Here is a 19,725-nt window from a genome sequence, read left to right as displayed (position 1 = left end):
CCTGAAATTTTATCAAACATCGGTATCATAAGCGATCACGCAACGTTGATCGGCTAACTTATCCAGGTTATCCTGCACATCGAGGCGCGTTTTGGCATTGTCAAACGCGTCACGATATTTTTCTTTCAGTTCCCGGCGCTTGATCGCTTCCAGAAAACGACGGGCGTCGTCCTCATTTTCCAACACCAGCTCGGGCACAACGGTCGGTTTATTGTTGTCGTCTTTGGCGACCATAGTGACGTACGAAGTGTTGGTATGCCTTACCGAGCGGTTCCGTACATTCTCGGCGACCACGCGAATGCCCACCACCAGCGAAGTCCTTCCCACATAATTCACTGACGCGTGTAGCGACACCAGGTCGCCTACCTCCACCGGTTCGAGGAAATCCACCGCATCCACCGAAACCGTCACGCAATACGTCCCCGCATGCCGCGACGCGCACGCATATGCGACCTTGTCGATCAGAGAGAGCAATATGCCTCCGTGGATTTTCCCGCCGAAATTGGCGTAGGAAGGAATCATTAACTCAGTGAGGGTGGTCTGGGAAAAACTGACCGGCCTGGGCTCCATAGGTATTGTTTATTTTTTCAAAAAGATAGTCTTACCGGTTTTCGCAGCCTCCTTGGCCGTTTCCAGTATCTCGACGACGGTCACATTCACCGGCAACCCGTACAAGTCGTTCTGATCGAGCTTCAAACGGCCTTGTACCACGTCCGCGAGTACCGAGAATGGATCGGTATAAGGTGCCGGGCGCGGGTCGAGTTTCAGTGTTTCTTCCGGCGCTTTTTCCTGCAAACGCTGGCGCACGGTGGTCGCATTCACCGCCACGGCGTAGCCTTTGTTACCATATACTTCCATGTCCTTTCTCGCAAAAGACCAATTCCACGAGCCCTGGATAATGCACTGCGCCATCGGATATTGCAGGATGATGGATGCCTCGTCGTCTACATTCTTATAAATATCGGGCTTATTCTGATGCGTAACCGCGGTTACGGAAATCGGCCGCTCGCCTTTCATGAGCCAGGTCATGAGGTTGGCGCCATAGCAACCGAAATCGACCAATGCACCCGCGCCATTCTTCACCGGATCCGTCAAAATAGCGAAAAACTCTTTACTAACCCCGATTTCTTTGGGTCCCTGGTGTCCGTCGTTGACCATTACCTTACGTATTTCACCCAGTTTTCCATCCTGAATAAGTTGGTTCACATGCTGATTACTCGCATACCAGGAAGTTTCATAGTTCGTCAGAACGTGGATGCTATGCTGTGTCGCAAGTTTCTGAATTTCCTTCGCGTCGGCAAATGTGGTAGCCAGCGGCTTTTCCACCATCACATTGATCTTCCGCGGCGCACAAGCCCGCACCACTACCACGTGCTCATTAATCGCCCCGAATGCAGAAACGGCTTCCGGTTTTGTTTCGTCGAGCATTTTGTTGAGGTCTGAATAAAAAAGCTTCGGATCGAGCTTGTAGCGTTCGGTAAACTGTTTGACCAAATCGGGATTCGTTTCCCAGATGCCCACCAACTGAATATCCGTTTTGTCTTTCCGGTTGAAAATCCAGCCGACGTGCCCGTGGCTAAGCCCCGCTACTACCACACGAACGGGTTTCTGGGCCATCGAAGAAAGGCTCAGGAACGCCAGAAAGAGGATTACAAGTGTTCTCATCGTTAGTTACGGTTTTAGGATAATTTATCAATAATATCTTTAATCACTTCCTGCAAATAGGCACCATTATACGGCCCGTACCAGCTCATGGTCTTGGTCTCGTACAAATCGCGATCGAAGTACTTGTCGTGGGTAATATAGCCGATGTAACCGCCGTTGAAGCTCGTAACCATCAGGTTCAACCCTTTGGATTTGGCATACGCATCCAGCGGGGCGGTCAGTTCGCCGGAAAAATCACACGGCATGCCCACCATGAGAATATTCCCGACCCGCAATGCTTTCACATACACAGGGTATTCGCCAAATGCCTTTTTGAATGCCCAGGAGCGCAGCACAATGCCCATTGTCAATCTTGGCGAGGGATCGCGCAGCGGCAGTGGTAATGTCAGTGTTTCAATCAATGCGCCTTTCGATTCTTCTTTGATCGTATTAGGCGACAATAATGCCTTCTGAACGCCGAATGCCTGGTTTTTCACCTCATCGAAGTCATCGGTCCCTTGCTCGATCGGCCCCATGCTACCCACGGCGCCGGCCATGTACATCGCAAAATTGTAGCGGCCTTTTTCGAGCGAATCCACGAGCGCGCCCGGGTAGTCGCGCGAGAGGACAATGGTTTTGGAATTCAAAACCGTGGAATGCGCAGCAAAAGAGCTTAGAATGGCCTTTTGTCCACTTTTGGTAACGAACGCCGCCGAACGTATCTCCGGATCGACGCTTCCCTCCTCGCCTACCAGCCGATTGCGGATATCAACCGAATCGAGCGACTCCATGTAGGTCAGCTGCACAGGCTCGACTTTCTTTTGAGCGTCGGTAATGGCTTTGTGAAATGCGTTGGCAAGGTTTTCCACAATAGCGGGATCGAATTTACCCGAAAAGAAAAGTGAAGAAATGCCTGTTCCCCAACCGCCTACACTGTTATGGCTATGCGTAGCGCCAAAATAGATCTGATCGAAAGGAATATCGCCGGGTTTCAGTTTTGCTTTCAGGGATTCGATCACCGTCGGAGGGATGATCAGCAAGTCGGCTGCGATGATTGCGGCTTTGGTATGCCCATTATCAATCACAATCGCACGTACATATACGGAGTCATGCACGGCCGTGTACGGGCGGCCGCGTCGGTTACCATAACCCGCGGTGGGCGTAGGCGACGCCGGTGTGATGTTGACCTTCGCCCAACCTGCCTGTAATGCGCCGGAATTGCCCACAGTATCGGCGGGGCTGCCCACGGCCTTTGCGCCACCGATAAGGTCCTTCCATTCCTTATAGTAGGCCATTTCCCGATACGGCGTCTTGTCCATGGTTGTGATCATGGTGGCAATAGCGAGGACGAGCAGCAGGAGAAATATCCCGATGACTTTAAATATAATGCGCAGCACTCTCATGGATTGCGAGTTTAGGTTTGATGAAAAGACGGCTACCCGTATTTTCTATTGAAATCAAAAATACCCGGCAAACCAGTTTTCAGGTCCATGCCGGGTATTAAAAGTTTATGAAAATAGTTAAACCACTGATTATCCCTGCTTTACAAGCTGGATATTAGCGATCAACTTCACGTCCTCACCAATTACTAAGCCGCCTGAGTCGGTCAGCTGCATGTAATTCAGGCCGAATTCCTGACGGCTCAAACGGCCCTCTACTTCGAAACCAATGCGCACATTGCCTTCACTGTCCTTTTCCGCGCCGCCATATTCGGCATCGAGCTCGATAGGTTTGGTAATGCCTTTCAGCGTCAGAAGTCCGGAGAGCTTATAGTTGTCGCCCTTTACTTTATGAAAATAATTGGATTGAAAGGTAATATGCGGAAATTGCTCGGCATCGAAGAAATCCGCCGACCGCAAATGGGCATCGCGCATTTCCACATTGGTATCGATACTGTTCACATCCAGTGAAAAGTGAATTTCCGCGTTTTCAAAATTATTGAGGTCCGAAGTCGCCCCGCCTTCAAAGTTATTGAAGGAACCTGTAATCGTCGAAATGACCAGGTGTTTGATTTTGAACTGTACTTCAGAATGCGCCGGGTCTACGATCCATTTTGTAACTGCCATAGGTGTATTATTTAAATTTCACTAAATACTACTCGCTCTAAAATTAACATTCCTGCTGTACAAACGTCGATTAAAACGATTTAATTCTGACCGACGCCGGTGTTCACAATAAAATAAATGGCACGTAATTTTTAAGTAACTAAGCATCATTACATTTAGTACAAATACTAACTCGACCCATAAATGAAAATGAAGGGCAGAAGCATATTCACGTACGACGTGTATGCCCCCACCACCGTAACGACCATGTTACGCCCCCGTCGCCAGGAAGGCCAATCGATCATTCAGGAAGGTTTTAACATCGACCCACCGGTGCCGTTTTCGGAGTATACTGACATTTACGGCAACCCCTGCCAGCGTACAATCCTGCCCGTGGGCCGGGTTACTATAACCACCGAAGTGCAAGCCCAGGTAAACGGCACGAAGCCCATTCCGAACCCGCCGCCTGCGTATATGCTGGTAGGGGATTTGCCTGATGAAGTCATGCATTACATCCTGCCAAGCCGCTATTGCCAGTCGGATTTACACGAAATCAATGTGCTGGCGCTGGAAATAGCAGGTAACCTCACGCCCGGATATGAGCAGGTGGAAGCGATCCGTTCGTGGATTCACCACAATGTGCGCTACCAATACGGGTTTTCCAATGCAGCCACCACGGCGCTCGATACCGCCCGCGCTCGCGTAGGCGTTTGCCGCGACTTCACGCACCTGGCCATTGCGCTATGCCGGAACCTCTGCATCCCGACGCGCATGACCGTCGGATACCTGGATAAACTGAAAGACATGGATCTGCACGCCTGGTTCGAAGTGTTCATAGGCGGCGAATGGTACACATTTGATGCCGTGCAGGAAAAAACCGAAGGTTACCGCATCGAAATCGCCCACGGCCGCGACGCCGCAGATGTGGCAATGGTTACCCAATACGGCAACGCGACGCTGCAATCGCTGCATGTCGAGGTAGAATTGCTCGATTCGGAACAGTATGGGTGGTCAGAAGTTGTCAGGGATGGTCAGGTTTGATCAAGAGTCAGGTGTAGTCAAGTATTGTCAGGTTTGGTCAAGTATGGTCAGGCATTGTCGAAAGCGACAGAACATTGCTGTGCTTTGGGTAAAGTACATTGCCGGAATCGCGTAGCGACGTAATATGGGTAGCAATCCAAGCAAGTGATGGATTCCCGAAAATGCCTCGTTGCGTTTCCTACCAATATTATATGCCTAGCGGCATTTCTTTCAGGACCACACTTGACAACCCCGACTACACCTGACAATTCCAGACCACACTTGACAACTCCTGACAACACATGACTTTAATGACTACACTTGACTAAATAACGCCCAGTTCTTTCCCTACCTTCGTAAACGCCGCTACCGCCTTTTCGAGGTCCGCCTGCTCGTGCCCGGCCGAGATCTGCACACGAATGCGTGCCTTGCCTTGGGGAACCACGGGATAGAAGAAGCCGATCACGTAAATGCCTTCGTTGAGCAGTTTGGCAGCAAATTCCTGCGCGAGTTTTGCTTCGTAGAGCATAATAGGGACAATCGGGTGTTCGCCTGGGAGAATATCGAAACCAGCGTCGGTCATAGCCTTGCGGAAATATTGCGTGTTCCGTTCCAGCTTGTCGCGCAATGCAGTGGATGAGGTGAGTAGATCGAGTACTTTAATGGAAGCTCCTACAATGGAAGGCGCTAATGTATTGGAAAACAAATAAGGCCGTGAGCGCTGGCGAAGGATCTCTACAATCTCTTTTTTAGCTGCCGTGAAGCCTCCCGACGCACCGCCTAATGCCTTTCCGTAAGTACCTGTAATGATATCGATACGCCCCATTACATTGCGATACTCATGCGTACCGCGGCCGGTTTTACCCATGAAGCCCGTAGCGTGGCATTCATCGATCATCACCATGGCCTGGTATTGCTCGGCCAGATCACATATTTGGTCCAGGCGGGCGATGGTACCGTCCATGGAGAACACACCGTCGGTTACGACCAGAATGCGGCGGCTACCTTGCGCATCCTGGAGCTGCTTTTCGAGGTCAGCCATATCGTTATGCTTGTAGCGAAAACGCTTGGCCTTGCATAATCTCACGCCGTCTATGATCGAAGCGTGGTTCAGCTCGTCGGAAATAATGGCGTCCTGCTCGTTCAGCAAAGGCTCGAAAACCCCGCCATTCGCATCGAATGCCGCAGCGTAGAGAATGCAGTCTTCCGTACCGAGGAATTCGGCCGTTTTGCGTTCGAGTTCTTTATGGATATCCTGCGTGCCGCAAATAAACCGCACCGACGACATCCCGAAGCCATGCGAATGAATGGCGTCGATACCGGCCTGGATCACATCAGGATGCGAAGAAAGGCCCAGGTAATTATTAGCACAAAAATTAAGCACATCCGCGCCATCGGTAGTAGCGATGTGAGCAGACTGCGGCGTGGTGATCACGCGCTCTTTTTTATATAAACCAGCCGACCGGATCGCTTCCAGTTCGCCCTGAAGTTCTTGCTTAATGGTACCGTACATGATGATGAATTTTGAATGACCGAATGATTGAATGACTGAATAATGCGATGACTGAATGACCGAACACTACTTTATTCAATCATTCAGTCATTCAATCATTCGAAATTAACTAACCAAATGATACTTCTTCCGTAACTCGCTGATCATCTCTTCCGTCATCTTATCGAGCGAGTAGCTTGGCCGCCAGCCCCAGTCTTTCCGGGCCTGGGCATCGTCGATTTCCTGGGGCCAGGAATCGGCGATGGCCTGGCGGAAGTCTGGCTTGTAAGTTATGTTGAAGTTTGGAATTATCTTTTGAATGCTTTGGGCGATTTCCTCCGGGGAAAAGCTCATTCCCGCGAGGTTGTACGAGGTACGTACTGAAATCTTCTCGGCAGGCGCCTCCATCAGGCGCACCGTAGCGTCCATGGCGTCGCTGATGTAGATCATCGGCAAAGTCGTTTCCGGTTTCAGAAAGCATTCAAATGCTTCTCCCTTCACGGCCTTGTGATAAATGTCAACCGCGTAATCCGTGGTACCGCCGCCCGGCATCGACTGGTAGCCGATAATGCCTGGGTAGCGCAGCGAGCGGATGTCTACGCCATAACGTTTGAAATAATAGTTAGACCAGTTCTCGCCCGCCGCCTTGCTGATGCCGTAAACCGTTGCAGGGTCAAGGTACGACCATTGCTCTGCCAGCGTATCCACACGATCACCAAAAACGGCAATGGAGCTTGGGTAGAAAACTTTGCTTACCCCGTTTTCACGCGCTACTTCCAGCACGTTGAAATACGTTTGCATATTGATATGCCACGTTCGGAGCGGGTCCTGCTCGCCTTTTGCAGAGAGGATCGCGGCCAGGTGATAGATTTGCGTAACACCGTATTTACGCACGATCGCGGCCATTTCACCGGCATTGGTCGCGTCGAGTTGCTCAAAGATACCAGTCGGGAATTCGGGCATGCGGATGTCCGTCGCCACCACTTTTCCCAATCCGTAAATTTCCCTCAGATATTCCACCAGAACAGATCCAATCTGTCCGTTTGCTCCTATTACTAAAACGCAGTCCGTTTTCATAAAAAACAACTTTTGGGTAAAGCATAAATCACTTGCAATTTCCCATTTGTGAAAACTATTTTCAACAAACAGCCAGTTTCTCAGGAAACATTACCACACTATTTGATTTTTAAAGCAAAATTTACTTTTTGAGATTCAATTCGAAACCCGTACCAGTAAATATTATTGCCCCATGGAACAGTTGGACAAAATCGATACCAAAATCCTCCGCATTCTGCAAAAAGACGCTAAAAAAACGACCAAGGAAATCGCGACAATGCTCAACCTCACGGTCTCCCCCGTGTATGAGCGGATCAGAAGATTGGAGAGCCTGGGCTACATCAAGCAATATGTAGCAATTTTAGATAAAAAACTCATTAACAGACAGGTTACGACCATCTGTCAGGTATCAATGCGCTACCATAATGAGGCATTCATCGAGAAGTTCGAACAGGAGATACAGAACCTTCACGAGGTACAGGAGTGCTACCATATGGCCGGGCAGGTTGATTTTCTGCTAAAAATCAACGTCGCCAGTCTCGACGAGTACCACGACTTTGTGAAATACAAGCTGTCGAAGATCGACAACATAGGCGTGCTCAACAGCACCTTCGTGTTGAAGGAGATCAAGCACACCTCGGAGTTTTACATTTAAAGACTTCGTTTCTTGACGTCGAAAGAGACGGTTTTACTGCCCGCCGTACCATCCGGAGTAATGCCCTGGATCACGACCTTGTAACGACCTGTCTGGTCGGAAGTGTAAAACTCGACTGTCGCTTTGCCGTCTTTGCCCGTCGTGACGTTGGGCGCCCAATGCAGGAGATTCCGGAAGTCGGCGATACGGCTGTTGGCATTATTGCTGTCGTATTTCGGCGCATAGAATTCCCTTTGCGCCTGCACACCCTCGTAGGGCATCACGAGCACCTTCGGATCGAGTTCGAAGCCTCCCAGATCACCCCGGTAAGTGGAGAAACTTACGATACCTGTAAAAGTCATCGGCCCAAGGAAGTAGCGCGAACTGATCAGTTCGATTTTCTTCACTTTCAACGGGTCCATTTCGATGATCTTGTCGGCATCAAAAACCGGGATACCGTCCAGAAGCATCAGCGGATCGGTCGTATAATAAGTATTGGGCACCAGCTTGTCGATCATTCGCAAATGGAATTCCTTTTGCCGTCTGCGCACGAGAATGCCTTTGACATATTCCCTCAAAACTTCTTCCATGGTCGGAAAACGGGTAAAATCGTCGAGGAAATACTTCTCGTCGGGCACCCCGAAGAATGGCAGTGAATCGGTCAGTACGGCCTTTTTCTCGGTATAGATTCGTGGAAGAAACGCATTGCCGGTTTGCATATTGATGGATCGCGTCAGCAATTGGTTTTCCAGGTTTTTATCGAAGAAAAAAGAGGGAACGGCGGTCGTCGAGAACTGTCGGGAAAACGGCGAAGCCACTTCGAAGCGATAGGTAGAATCCTGAGCTAAGTCGGTTTGCAGGGTAATTTCCTTCGGACCTGTAAACTGGCGTACTTCAAATTTCACCCGGCCTTCATTATCGCTCCTGTCCACATACAGGCGTGCGGGCACATCCAGCGACGCCAGGTATGCGTCTTTGTTGATCGCCGGTTTTCCATCGGCGCGGTTGAGCACGCGGGCGTGAATGAAATGTCCGTCGTATTCCGGCAAATGTTCGAAACTAACCAGCTGACCGCCGAATACCTTGTCCCATTTCAATCGACGCCAGCCGTGGGTGAGCATCAGGTTATCGAGCTGCCGGTCGGTATCCGGATTTGTATTTTGAAAATAATAGCCCGGGTTTTCAATATCGCCCTTCAAATCGGCGGTGAGCCATAAATAGCTGTGCATATCGTGCTGCGGCTGGTATTGGATCGAATCCTCGAGGTATACCGCCACCGACAAATTGCTCCAAGCCGACAGTGCCTGCCCTGCGGCAGCCGAGATATTCATGGCTACCTTTTCTCGTCCGATGAAGCTTTTGCCCAGTTCTGCATCGATGGTCAGTTGTTTTTCGGGGCGCTTGAAATACAACCGTTCACAAACCGGTTTCAACTTTTCGTTGAAGATCGTGATCTGCGAAATGCCCTCCCCGAGCCTGGCCTTTTCAAGCACAAAAACGGCCGGGCTTTTGCCTAATCCTTTCTTGCCGAACACCGCATTTGCCTGACGCGTGTGTGTGAGCAGGTATACGGTCGCGGGATCTTCGCTTTCAAACTTTCCGGTTACAGTCACTTTCACCAGCGCCGAAGTAGAGTCTTTCACCTCCATGACGTATCCCTGAGGTTCCACTTTCGGAAACTGATATTCGAAACGTTTTCCCTTGCTATCGGTAATCGTTGCTTTATAAACTGCATTCTCTTCCGGTTTCAGCTTAAAGTAGCCGATCCCATTCAGTTCCGGTTCAAATTCGCGGACAGTTTCATTCTGCCCGTTGAGGATCGCCCCTTTGAATTTAATACCCTTACCATCTAGGCCCACGGCACGAAATGCGACTTTGCTTTCGATACCGCTTACCAAATGTCCTCCTTCCGGGAAAAACTGCACATCATAGCGGGTTTCTTCCTTCGAGGCCCTGTCGGGATCGAAGCGGACAAACGGGTTCAGGATAGCGACCGAGGTTTCAAAATAGCTTTCGCCCGAGAAATTCTTCATCCAGTTGGTATAGCACCGCAGCTTGTACTTGCCGCTTACGAGTGTGGACGGTACCAGCGCCGAACCATTTCCCCGCCCGTCGACCATCGCGAACTTCGTTTGCAGCACTGCATTGTTCTCACTGTCCAGCACTTCCAGATAGGCTACTTTGCTCAGGTCCAGAAACCGGTGCGTGGCGCCGTTGAGGTTATAGGCTTTGAACCAGATCGTTTCCCCGACGAGGTAAAACGGCCTGTCGATATGCACAAACAGCTTTTCCTGCACAGCCCGCTCGGTATAAAGGCCGAACCGCTGCTGAATGGAAGCAAGCATGGCGTCGTCCTGCGCGTACGATGTGCTGTAAAATGCAAGCGCCAGCAAACCGCAAATAAATGTCCTGAGTTTCATTGTATATTTTCAGACAATAGAATAATCATTGATACCAAAATGAAGGCTTAGTGGTCGTACCGCCCTGCGACCGGCAATCCGCACACGATTCCGAAGTTCCGAGATAACCACCCTTGCCATCTCCCATATAATAGTAGAGCAGCACCGCGGAGCCGTTAAATGCATCGTTAAAATTGAGCGTATCCGGCGGTGCACAGCGCGGGTATGAGCCCAACGCTTCGCGGATAAATATCCGTTGCTTTTGCTCCTGCGCAGCACTGAAATAGCCAAATACCAGTTCCCTGGCGTCGGCCTTGGCATGGATATTACCTGTTACCTGCGACGGTTGCGGGTCGAAAAGGCTACCGGTCCCCTGCGTCGTTTTGGCCAGATCGGTCCAGTACTCGAATGCCTCCCGCGTGAGCCCATACTGTTTCACCAGGATCGAATACCCGAAATACAATTTGTTGGTACCGATATCCACGATATTGACGGGCAAATCACGGATAATATCCTGACTGAGCTTGATCGTCGACCCTAGTTTGATATCCCTCGACGATAATGTCCGCCAGCACACGTTAATATTATCCTTCCGCGGAACGATCTGATTAGCCGTATAATCACGCGTCAGACTTGAATAGTAAGCCATCCGGTATTCGTAGGTTTCTTCAAAATTCCAGCGGTAAAAACGCGTCTGATTACTCGGGTCATGCGTATTCACATAGATCATCATCGCATTCCGCCCAGGATCCAGGCGATAGGTAACGCTGTCGATTGGCGGGGTTTTGCTCACAACCACGTAATCGGATTCGTATTCCCGTCCGTTGGACCGTTTGATCCTCAGCCGGTATTTAACATCACGGTTAAAATTCGTCGGCGGCAATTTGTACGAACCGTTACCCATATCCTGAAATGCGTAGCTCTCGCCATTTTCCGCATCGGCCATAATCGTGGCACCGGATTCCTTTTCAAATACCTTGTCATCGTTCACGGCCTGTGTGTGGCTCAAAACGATCCGGCTGGTATCGCCGCTCACATTCAGGAACCCGTCAACCACCAGGTAAGTACCGGGATTGGTCACTTCCGGCGGGGAAAATGGTTCAATACAGCTGTTGACCACCATCCCGGCAGCCGCCATCATTCCCCTCAACGCCCACCTTCCCGAACGTCGCTTACCGACCCCGCAGGCCTCTTTCAGATTTTTGATGAAGTCTATTCCTTTCACAGTCATTCCTTGTAAAATCACTACCAATAAGAGGGTCTTTCTGTCGTACCACCTTGCACGCGGCAATCGGCGCACGAATGGCCCGCCACCAAAACAGAGTCGGAGCGTGGTCCCCAATAGCTAAGCAGCAGCTTGGCGGTGTTGAAAGCACATTCATCGGCATCCCGCGACGAGCAGCGGATGGGGATCGTATCTGGCTCGATACAGCGCGGGAACATACCCAGCCGCGGCGTGACGGTGAGCCTGCGGGTTTCTTCCGTAGCCGCACTGAAATAACCGAATGCAAGCAAACGTGAATTGGAAGTATGCCGAATGTTACCCGTCACTTGCGACGGCAATACATCGAAAAGACTACCGGTTCCCTGGGTTGTTTTGGATAAAGCCGTCCAATATTCAAATGCATCTCGTGAGAGGCCGTATTGTTTTACCAGGATACTGTATTTGATGTACAGCTTGTTGGTAGGGATAGGTACCCGGTTCAGCGGCAGGTCTTTGATCACATCGCTACTCAGCTTTACGGTACTGCCCAGCAAAATGCTCGCGGATTTCAATTTGCCCCAGCATTTATTGATATTATCCGGCCGTGTTACTACCGAATCGTTCCTCACTATCAATGCGGAATAATAAGCAGCTTCGTATTCCCAGGTCTCTTCGAATTTCCAACGGTAAAACTGCGTCTTACCCTGGGCATCATGCGTGTTCACATAAAATATCGCGGCGTTCAGCACCGGGTCTACTTTATAGGTTACGCTATCGATTACCGGGGTAATGTTTACACCTACGAATTCGGAAAGATATTCCTGATTGTCTTTCGTTTTGATCCGCAATCTGTACTTCCCGGACCGGTTATATTGTCGCGGCGGCAGGGTGTAGATCCCCGGACCGGTTTCCTTCATCGACAACGTTTCACCATTTTCTTCCTCCACAGCCAGCTGCGCGCCTCTTTCGATCGTCGGGGATGCTGTTGCATTGACATTCTGCGTCCGCCGCAGTTCGATCCGCGTCGAATCGTTGCCGCTCACATTCAGAAAGCCGTCGATCACCAGGTAGTTCTCATCCGAATTAACTTCAGGCGGCGAAAACGGCTCAACACAGCTGTCGACGATCAGCAGCAACACGAAAAAACCTATTTTTAAAAACCAATATCTCATAGCCCGCTCCCTTTTTAGAATCTGAAATTGTAAGTAACAGTCGGGATCGGCTGTCCGAAAATCGAGAGCTGGTAACCATTCACTCTTCCGGCGACGGTCTGGAAATAAACCGAGGTAGGGTTTTTCCTTCCCAGCACGTTATACACCGCGAGCGTCCAGGAACTGTGCGCCAGCTTTTTGATCCGGTGATTACCCTCGATATTCATCGCTAAATCCATCCGGTAGTAATCCGGAATGCGGAACTGGTTGCGGTCGGCATAATATACACGTTGCGAACCGTCGATAATGTACTTGCCGATCGGCGGCGTGTAAGGCCGGCCTGTGCTGTAAGTAAAGTTGAACGACAGGCTGAAACGGTGTGAGAAGCGATAATTCGAGATCAATGTGAAATCGTGCGGTTTGTCATAGTTGCTCGGGTAGAAATTACCGTTGTTCGGTGCATCGGGAGAGTCACGGTCCACCGCACGCAGAAGCGTCCGCGCGTAGGTGTAGCCGACCCAGCCATTCAGTTTACCCGTCATTTTCTTGATCATGAATTCAACACCATATGCTTTTGCTTTGGTATTGATCACCGCAGCTTCGATGTTGTGGTTCATGAAAAGCGAATCGCCGCCTTTGTAATCGAGGAAATTGCGGATGTTTTTATAATAACCTTCCAATGAAACCTCGATCTTATTCCCCCGGAAGTTCCGGTACAAACCGATCGAAAGCTGGTCGCCGATCTGCGGTTTGATATAGGGATCGCTCAGTTTCCAGATATCGGTGGGCGATACCGTCATGGTGTTCGTCAGCAAATGGATATACTGCCGCAGGGTATTGTAACTCGCTTTAAGCGAAAGGTTATCCAGGATGCTATACCGTACCGAAGCGCGATATTCGGGGCCGCCGTACGACTTGATCTTCTTGCCCGATTTGTATTCCTGAACGCCTTCCTGATAAATGTAGTCGATCGGGAAGCCGGGCAAGTAGGTATTAACCGATTTCGGGCCCAGGTATTGGAAGAATGACCACCGCAAACCGCCGGAAATAGACAGACGCGGGCTGACTTCCCACTTGTCTTCGAGGTACAAGGCACTTTCCGTCGCTTGCTCGGCTTCCAGCTCGTCGGGTACAATGAGCGACTCGCTGCCGCGCGGTTTGAACGAGCCCGGATGCAGTTTGTAATAAATAGTGCTTCCCCCAAATTCCAGTGTATGCTTCGGGTTGAGAGCATAGCTGAAATCCGCTTTGAAATTGGATTGGTTAATATCGAATTTCAGGTCGAAAGAGTTGAGCGGAAGCCCTTCTGCTTCCATCGCATACTGGTACTTGCTGTGCGAGGCCGTGAGCACACCGTACAGGCGCGAGTTGAAAGTATGTTTCCATTTAATGGAACCCAACTGGTTGCGATAGGAATACAAAGTGTCTCCATAGAGCCGGAACTTGTCGTTACTTGTGTAACCCGTCAGCGAAACGCTGTTCTTTTCATTGATTTCATAATTGAAATGCAGGTTCACGTCATAGAAATTGGCCGAGCTCCTGTTATAAGTTTCATTATCCAATGCTCTGATCACCCAGTTGGAATAAGTCGAACGACCGCCGAGAATGAACGACGCCTTATCTTTCACCAAGGGCCCTTCCAATGTAACCCGGCCGGTAACGAGTCCGATCCCGCCCGACGCTACGAATTTCTTCTTGTTACCATCACGGCTGGCGATATCGAGCACCGACGCCAGCCTGCCCCCGAATCGGGATGGAATGGTGCTTTTATAAAGCTCCACTTCCTTCAAAACATCCGGATTAAATGCCGAGAAGAACCCGAAAAGGTGAGATGGATTGTAAATCACCGCATCGTCGTACTGGATCAGGTTCTGATCAACCGAGCCGCCACGGACGTTCAGACCAGTGCTGTTCTCCCCTACCGACTTGATCCCCGGCAATGTGAGTACCGTCCGCAACAAATCCGTTTCACCGAATACCGTCGGCACTTGTTTCAGGTTTTTGATGGTCAGTTTCACGGTACCCATTTGCGTACCCACCACATTTTTGTCCATGCCGGCCTTCACCGACACTTCTTTCAATGCGATCACACTTTCACGCATTTCAATGTCGAGTTTGCCATCGGAATACAGTATCACCTGGCGCTGTGTTTCGCGCATACCCGTGCTTTTAATGCGGACAATCTGCTTTCCGCGCGGGATCGTGAGCGCGTACTGCCCGAGCGCATCCGTGGTGACACCAATTGAAGGCGAAGTGATAAACACCGCTGCCCCAATCACAGGCTCGCCCGTCACCGCATTCCTGACATACCCGGTGATCGTCGAATTACCGGGTGTAATCCTGTGCTTTCGTATTCCTATTTCATGAACTTTGCTTTCGGCGGTCGATAGTAGTTTCTCTTTAATATCACTCTCGGGACCCGCATAGGCAATGGAGTCGTTCTCACCGGCACGCTCCGGATTGAACAATCCCGGAGTGAGCTGCGTAATGATCTTCTGTCCGTGCGTAATGTAAATGCGTTTTTGCCCGTCGATAGCGTATTCAAACTCGGAACCTTTGAAAACCTGGTCGAGCACCTCCCGGAGCGAGAGGTTGTTCACATTCAAATCCAGGGTAAGGCTATCGAAGCGCGTCGCGTCGTAGTAGAAATAATAGCCTGTCTGCGCCTCCACCTGTTTCACAAACTGATCGAACCGCGCCGAATCGAGTTTCATCGTAATCTTTTTCTCGGGCACATTCTGGCCATAAGAAAAGTGGGTGGTAAAAATGCAGCAGAAGATAAAGGTGAGTGGTAAAAGTATTTTCATTTGGCTAAGTTGTCGTAGGTTTCTACCATCTTCACAATGGCCATTTCGCGGTTCTTACGGAATTTGATCTTATTCTCCCGCAGCACCTTGCGCAACTCCCGCTTGCGGTCCGGGAACAGTTCGAGCATCGATTTCTTCGTGTGTACCGAATGGTAACGGTCGTCTTTGAACACATAGAAAAAATTCTTTTCGGGATAGTAGGCTATCACTTTTTTCTCTACGATTTTCTCCTGCCGCGACTTGGTCCTGCGCACAAGCGTGCGCGACTTGCCGCTGTAAACGACATCGTAAAAGCCGGTCCGCATTTGCGGGTTAATGTCCTTCCCGGCTTCAAGTCGTGCAAAATGGTGGTTATCGACGATAAATGAATCCACCTTCACGGTTTGTAACAATATATGGTCACCATTGAAATGCCGGATCACCAGCTCGTCATGGAAAATGTCGTAGAGCATTGGGATGCTATCAAACTGCTGCCCGTCGTAAAGCACCATACCATTGAGCCAGCGGCGCTGCTGGTAAAACTGGTGCTCTTCCATACGTGCGTCGTACACGTAGTACTGGCGCCCATTGTAAAGGTTCTGGGAAATGGAAGTGGCATTCTTGTATAGGGATACCGGATAGGCAGCAACCTCCCGGGCAGAAGAAACTTCGGCCAGTGTTCCCTGGGCATACGTTTTCCCCGAAACCAGGGCACACAGAAATAATGCAGTGGTAAAAATACGCATCTACGCAAGTTGATTTTAAAGCAGTACGTTCAAAGGTTATCGAAATGTTGCAGTACCGGGGCGTGTACTCGTCGAAGTGAACATAAGTTACATACTTCAAATGTAAATTAAATATTTTATTCGATTATTTAAATCATATCACAAAAGAATCAAATGCTATTTATCTAATGCATCCCCTTAATCCCCTAACTTTGGCCTTTCATAAGTACCACACATTCCACTTACCTTCTATGAAAATTCTGATCACCGGTGGGGCCGGTTTTGTTGGCTCTTCGCTGGCCATAGCCTTGAAAACAAATTATCCTGATTACCAGGTTTACGCGCTGGACAATCTCAAAAGAAGGGGTTCCGAATTGAATATACCCCGTCTCAAAAAGGCAGGCGTAGAATTCGTTCACGGCGACATTCGCAACAAAGAAGATTTCGACGCTATTCCGGCGGTCGATACCGTGATCGAAGCATCCGCCGAGCCATCGGTACTGGCCGGACTGGACGGCACGCCCGATTACCTCATCAATACCAACCTGGTGGGAACCGTCAACTGTCTCAACTATGCATTGAAACACAAAGCCGGGTTCATTTTCCTCTCCACCAGTCGCGTGTATCCGATCAAGACGATCGAGACATTGAATTTCGTCGAGGAGGAAACCCGTTTCGCATTGTCGGACGAGCAGCCTGTACCGGGTGTCTCTTCCAAAGGTATCGGTGAAGATTTCCCGCTTAACGGTGCACGCTCGCTATACGGTACGACCAAGCTGGCTTCCGAGTTGATCATTCAGGAATACAATGAATTTTATAATCTGAAAACGGTGATCAACCGCTGCGGCGTAATTACTGGTCCGTGGCAAATGGGCAAGGTAGATCAGGGCGTGATGGTACTCTGGATCGCGAAGCATTATTTCGAACAGCAGCTCGGTTACTTTGGCTATGGCGGCACCGGCAAGCAAATCCGTGATATGCTGCACGTCGCCGACCTATATAACCTGATCGACTGGCAGCTGCACAACCTCGATAAGGTGAATGGCGAGATCCTGAACGCCGGCGGCGGCCTGCAAAGCAGCGCCTCATTGCAGGAACTAACGAAAATCTGCCAGGAAGTGACTGGCAAAACGATCCCTATCAAAGTCGTTCCTGAAAACCGCACCGCTGATATTCGCCTTTACGTGACAGACAACACGAAAGTCACTGCGCTCACGGGCTGGGAACCTAAGATTGGTATTCGTCAAATTGTCGAAGAAATCACTGCCTGGCTAGGCGAAAATGAGGCCGACCTCGCTCCGATTTTGAAATAGCGGAAAGCACGAAGGATGACCTTCGCGCCATTTTAAAATACTGACTGCAATCATGTAGCTTCCAAGAACTACCTGATTGCAGTCTTTGTTTTTTAATTCCGTTCGGTCACCTTATCACATTCAGTCATTCACTTATCGCGCCGGCGACCCGGTCACTGATTCAAAAATGAAGTTCATCGAATGCCCCCGTGATGCCTGGCAAGGCTTTCATCCCTTCATCCCCTCGGAGATCAAGCTGGAATATCTGAACCAGCTTATCCGCGTCGGTTTTGATACCATCGATTTTGGCAGCTTTGTATCGTCCAAAGCGGTCCCGCAGATGCAGGATACGGCCTGGATTGCCGAACGGCTCGATCTTTCGGGCAGTAATACCAGTCTGCTGGCCATCGTCGCCAACGAACGCGGCGCAGCCGATGCCTGTGCATTCGAGCAGATTGGTTACATGGGTTATCCATTCTCTATTTCGGAGACATTTCAGATGCGGAACACGCAGGCGACCATTGCGGAGTCGTACGACCGGGTGAAACGCATTGCCGATCTGTGTGCGAAACACAAAAAAGAACTGGTGATTTACATTTCAATGGGTTTTGGAAATCCGTATGGCGACGCGTGGGCTCCCGAGATTGTGATGGAATGGGTAGAAAAACTCGCTAAACTGGGTGTCAATACCTTTTCATTGGCTGATACCGTAGGAGTAGCACAGGTGAATGATATCGGCTGGCTCTTCACCGCATTGATCCCCTACTACCCCGAGCTGGAATTCGGCGCGCATTTCCACACCCGCCCCGACGACTGGCGCGTTAAAATACAGGCTGCTTACGACGCCGGTTGCCGCCGTTTCGATGGTGCATTGCTTGGTTATGGAGGCTGCCCGATGGCCCAGGACGATCTCGTAGGCAACATGCCTACCGAGCGGTTGGTGGATTTCGCCAAAGAACAAAAAGAGCTGCTTTGCCTCGACGCGAATGAGCTGCAAAAGGCGCGGACGATGTTTCAGCAGATCGTTGGATAAAAGAAATGCGCCGAAGGAGCTTCCCCCCGGCGCACTATGTTGATATTAAAATGCTTTATTAGGCAAACTTACGCTTGACAATCGCAAGCAATGCGGTAACCGCCTCCCCATTTACATCCCAGGCATATTTGGATGCATACCGGTGCCAGATCAGGTTTTCGGCTTCCTCGAAACTCTTCACGCGGTCGAGTTCGTAAATAGCCTTGTCGAAATGCTCGCTGTTACGATCGAAAAGCTGGTTTACAAACATAAAACGCTGGCCCAGCGGAATGCTGCCTGCGATGTTTTCAACCTTTAACGGCACGGTACCGTACGATTTATCCTCCGAAGGCTTAGGCATCTCCACTTTAAAGCGGTTGTTCAACGAATCCCTTTCCGGGCTCGATCCTGCATTCGATTTAGCAACAATCTCTCCGATCACCGCGGAAGCAGGCTCCACGCGCGGCGCTACCGGGCGGGCGGTACTGGGCTCCAACTGACTGAATGCAGAATCGAAAAATGATTCGTGCTTATGAGGCTGCGCCTGCGGGGAGGTAGTCGACTTGCCGTTCTCCCGGATTAGCAGCTCGCTGATATTAATCGGGAAGATCTCCGCGAACTGGACCAGGTGCTGCTCCGTATCGTCGATCAGATCGGCATTATCCTTGAATTCGTACAGCCAGCTCACGGCCTGCGTCTGGTATACCGAATCCGAACCACTGTCGGTAAGGCGGCCGAGCAATGCTTCGGCGATACCGCGGTGGATATGCGTATATTTCACAAGTTGTTCGGCCTTCGCATGGGTAAACTCCGCGTCGGGAACGGCCCTGATCTTGTCTTCAAAGTAATTAGCGGGTGTCAGGAGGAGTTTCAGCGATTCTTTGACCGAATCGGACAATAGCGGCTCGAGGTCGGCGCGTTTCACGGCGATGTGCTGCGAGGCCGTGTTCATGAATTCTTCCAGGGCACTTTTTACTTCTTCATTGGAAAAGTCAAAATAAGGGCTGCGGAAGGCTTCTGCGTTGTTTTTCCATTCTTCGAACAGGCGGTTGAGAATACCCAGGTTGACTTGTCTTACGGGTGTCAGTTTTAATAATCCGGCACCGGTAACGACGTCCTGCGACCTGTACACTTCGTTCAAAACTGTTGTTGTGAACCGTGCTGAGTACTGGTTGAGTGCGATTGAATTCAGATTATCCGGCATAACGAATAAGCAATTTTGGTAACGTAGTGTTGGGAAAAATATGTTTGATTTGTAAATATAA

General features: G+C 50.1%; 16 protein-coding genes. 4 read left to right on the top strand and 12 right to left on the bottom strand.

The window, feature by feature from the left end:
- Positions 1–12 precede the first annotated feature (12 nt).
- From ACQ4MZ_RS08865 to ACQ4MZ_RS08850, 4 genes are all read right to left on the bottom strand, one after another.
- Positions 13–570, bottom strand: coding sequence for an acyl-CoA thioesterase (locus tag ACQ4MZ_RS08865; RefSeq protein ID WP_223402051.1), 558 nt, complete (start codon positions 568–570; stop codon positions 13–15).
- 9 nt (positions 571–579) lie between these two features.
- Positions 580–1,665 carry a Gfo/Idh/MocA family protein gene (locus ACQ4MZ_RS08860; RefSeq protein WP_430844372.1) on the bottom strand — a complete coding sequence of 362 codons (1,086 nt, stop codon included), beginning with the start codon at positions 1,663–1,665 and terminating at the stop codon, positions 580–582.
- Positions 1,666–1,679: 14 nt separating this feature from the next.
- Positions 1,680–3,047, bottom strand: a complete 1,368-nt coding sequence (locus ACQ4MZ_RS08855) for a hypothetical protein (protein ID WP_430844370.1) — start codon at positions 3,045–3,047, stop codon at positions 1,680–1,682.
- A gap of 129 nt (positions 3,048–3,176) precedes the next feature.
- A complete protein-coding gene (locus ACQ4MZ_RS08850; RefSeq protein ID WP_430844369.1) occupies positions 3,177–3,710 on the bottom strand; it encodes a YceI family protein in 534 nt (177 codons plus the stop codon).
- 183 nt (positions 3,711–3,893) lie between these two features.
- On the opposite strand from ACQ4MZ_RS08850, the gene ACQ4MZ_RS08845 reads away from it, so the two are divergent.
- Positions 3,894–4,730, top strand: a complete 837-nt coding sequence (locus tag ACQ4MZ_RS08845; protein WP_430844368.1) for a transglutaminase domain-containing protein — start codon at positions 3,894–3,896, stop codon at positions 4,728–4,730.
- A 304-nt stretch (positions 4,731–5,034) separates the two neighbouring features.
- On the opposite strand, the gene kbl is transcribed toward ACQ4MZ_RS08845, so the two are convergent.
- Positions 5,035–6,222 carry a glycine C-acetyltransferase gene (kbl, locus tag ACQ4MZ_RS08840; protein ID WP_430844367.1) on the bottom strand — a complete coding sequence of 396 codons (1,188 nt, stop codon included), beginning with the start codon at positions 6,220–6,222 and terminating at the stop codon, positions 5,035–5,037.
- A 105-nt stretch (positions 6,223–6,327) separates the two neighbouring features.
- Positions 6,328–7,278, bottom strand: a complete 951-nt coding sequence (locus tag ACQ4MZ_RS08835; RefSeq protein ID WP_430844366.1) for an NAD-dependent epimerase/dehydratase family protein — start codon at positions 7,276–7,278, stop codon at positions 6,328–6,330.
- 172 nt (positions 7,279–7,450) lie between these two features.
- On the opposite strand from ACQ4MZ_RS08835, the gene ACQ4MZ_RS08830 reads away from it, so the two are divergent.
- Complete coding sequence (locus ACQ4MZ_RS08830) at positions 7,451–7,912, top strand: Lrp/AsnC family transcriptional regulator (protein WP_106594330.1); 462 nt, start codon at positions 7,451–7,453, stop codon at positions 7,910–7,912.
- Here the strand turns inward: ACQ4MZ_RS08830 and ACQ4MZ_RS08825 are convergent.
- Genes ACQ4MZ_RS08825 through ACQ4MZ_RS08805 form a run of 5 tightly spaced genes read right to left on the bottom strand, consistent with a single transcriptional unit; the run spans position 7,909 to position 16,177 of the window.
- A complete protein-coding gene (locus tag ACQ4MZ_RS08825) occupies positions 7,909–10,311 on the bottom strand; it encodes a hypothetical protein (RefSeq protein ID WP_430844364.1) in 2,403 nt (800 codons plus the stop codon). The two genes, ACQ4MZ_RS08830 and ACQ4MZ_RS08825, sit on opposite strands and share 4 nt — an antisense overlap.
- Before the next feature lie 25 nt (positions 10,312–10,336).
- A complete protein-coding gene (locus tag ACQ4MZ_RS08820; protein ID WP_430844363.1) occupies positions 10,337–11,515 on the bottom strand; it encodes a DUF4249 domain-containing protein in 1,179 nt (392 codons plus the stop codon).
- 20 nt (positions 11,516–11,535) lie between these two features.
- On the bottom strand, positions 11,536–12,666 hold the full coding sequence (locus ACQ4MZ_RS08815; protein WP_430844361.1) for a DUF4249 domain-containing protein: 1,131 nt from the start codon (positions 12,664–12,666) through the stop codon (positions 11,536–11,538).
- A 14-nt stretch (positions 12,667–12,680) separates the two neighbouring features.
- Positions 12,681–15,452 carry a TonB-dependent receptor domain-containing protein gene (locus ACQ4MZ_RS08810; protein ID WP_430844360.1) on the bottom strand — a complete coding sequence of 924 codons (2,772 nt, stop codon included), beginning with the start codon at positions 15,450–15,452 and terminating at the stop codon, positions 12,681–12,683.
- Positions 15,449–16,177: a hypothetical protein gene (locus ACQ4MZ_RS08805; RefSeq protein ID WP_430844358.1), complete on the bottom strand. Its 729-nt coding sequence runs from the start codon at positions 16,175–16,177 to the stop codon at positions 15,449–15,451. Before ACQ4MZ_RS08805 ends, ACQ4MZ_RS08810 begins: the two co-directional genes overlap by 4 nt.
- 230 nt (positions 16,178–16,407) lie before the next feature.
- Here ACQ4MZ_RS08805 and ACQ4MZ_RS08800 point away from each other — a divergent pair, with 230 nt between their 5' ends.
- Positions 16,408–17,469 carry an NAD-dependent epimerase/dehydratase family protein gene (locus ACQ4MZ_RS08800; protein WP_430844357.1) on the top strand — a complete coding sequence of 354 codons (1,062 nt, stop codon included), beginning with the start codon at positions 16,408–16,410 and terminating at the stop codon, positions 17,467–17,469.
- Between the two features lie 166 nt (positions 17,470–17,635).
- The gene (locus ACQ4MZ_RS08795; RefSeq protein ID WP_430844355.1) at positions 17,636–18,481 is read left to right on the top strand and encodes a hydroxymethylglutaryl-CoA lyase; all 846 of its coding nucleotides are present in this window, start codon (positions 17,636–17,638) and stop codon (positions 18,479–18,481) included.
- Between the two features lie 58 nt (positions 18,482–18,539).
- Here ACQ4MZ_RS08795 and ACQ4MZ_RS08790 read toward each other — a convergent pair whose 3' ends face one another.
- Complete coding sequence (locus ACQ4MZ_RS08790) at positions 18,540–19,664, bottom strand: hypothetical protein (RefSeq protein ID WP_430844353.1); 1,125 nt, start codon at positions 19,662–19,664, stop codon at positions 18,540–18,542.
- Between the last annotated feature and the right edge of the window lie 61 nt (positions 19,665–19,725).

This window comes from Dyadobacter sp. BHUBP1 (assembly GCF_050587785.1).
Classification (GTDB): domain Bacteria; phylum Bacteroidota; class Bacteroidia; order Cytophagales; family Spirosomataceae; genus Dyadobacter.
Note: the sequence above shows the minus strand (reverse complement) of the source record. Positions and strands in the feature narration are given on the sequence as shown.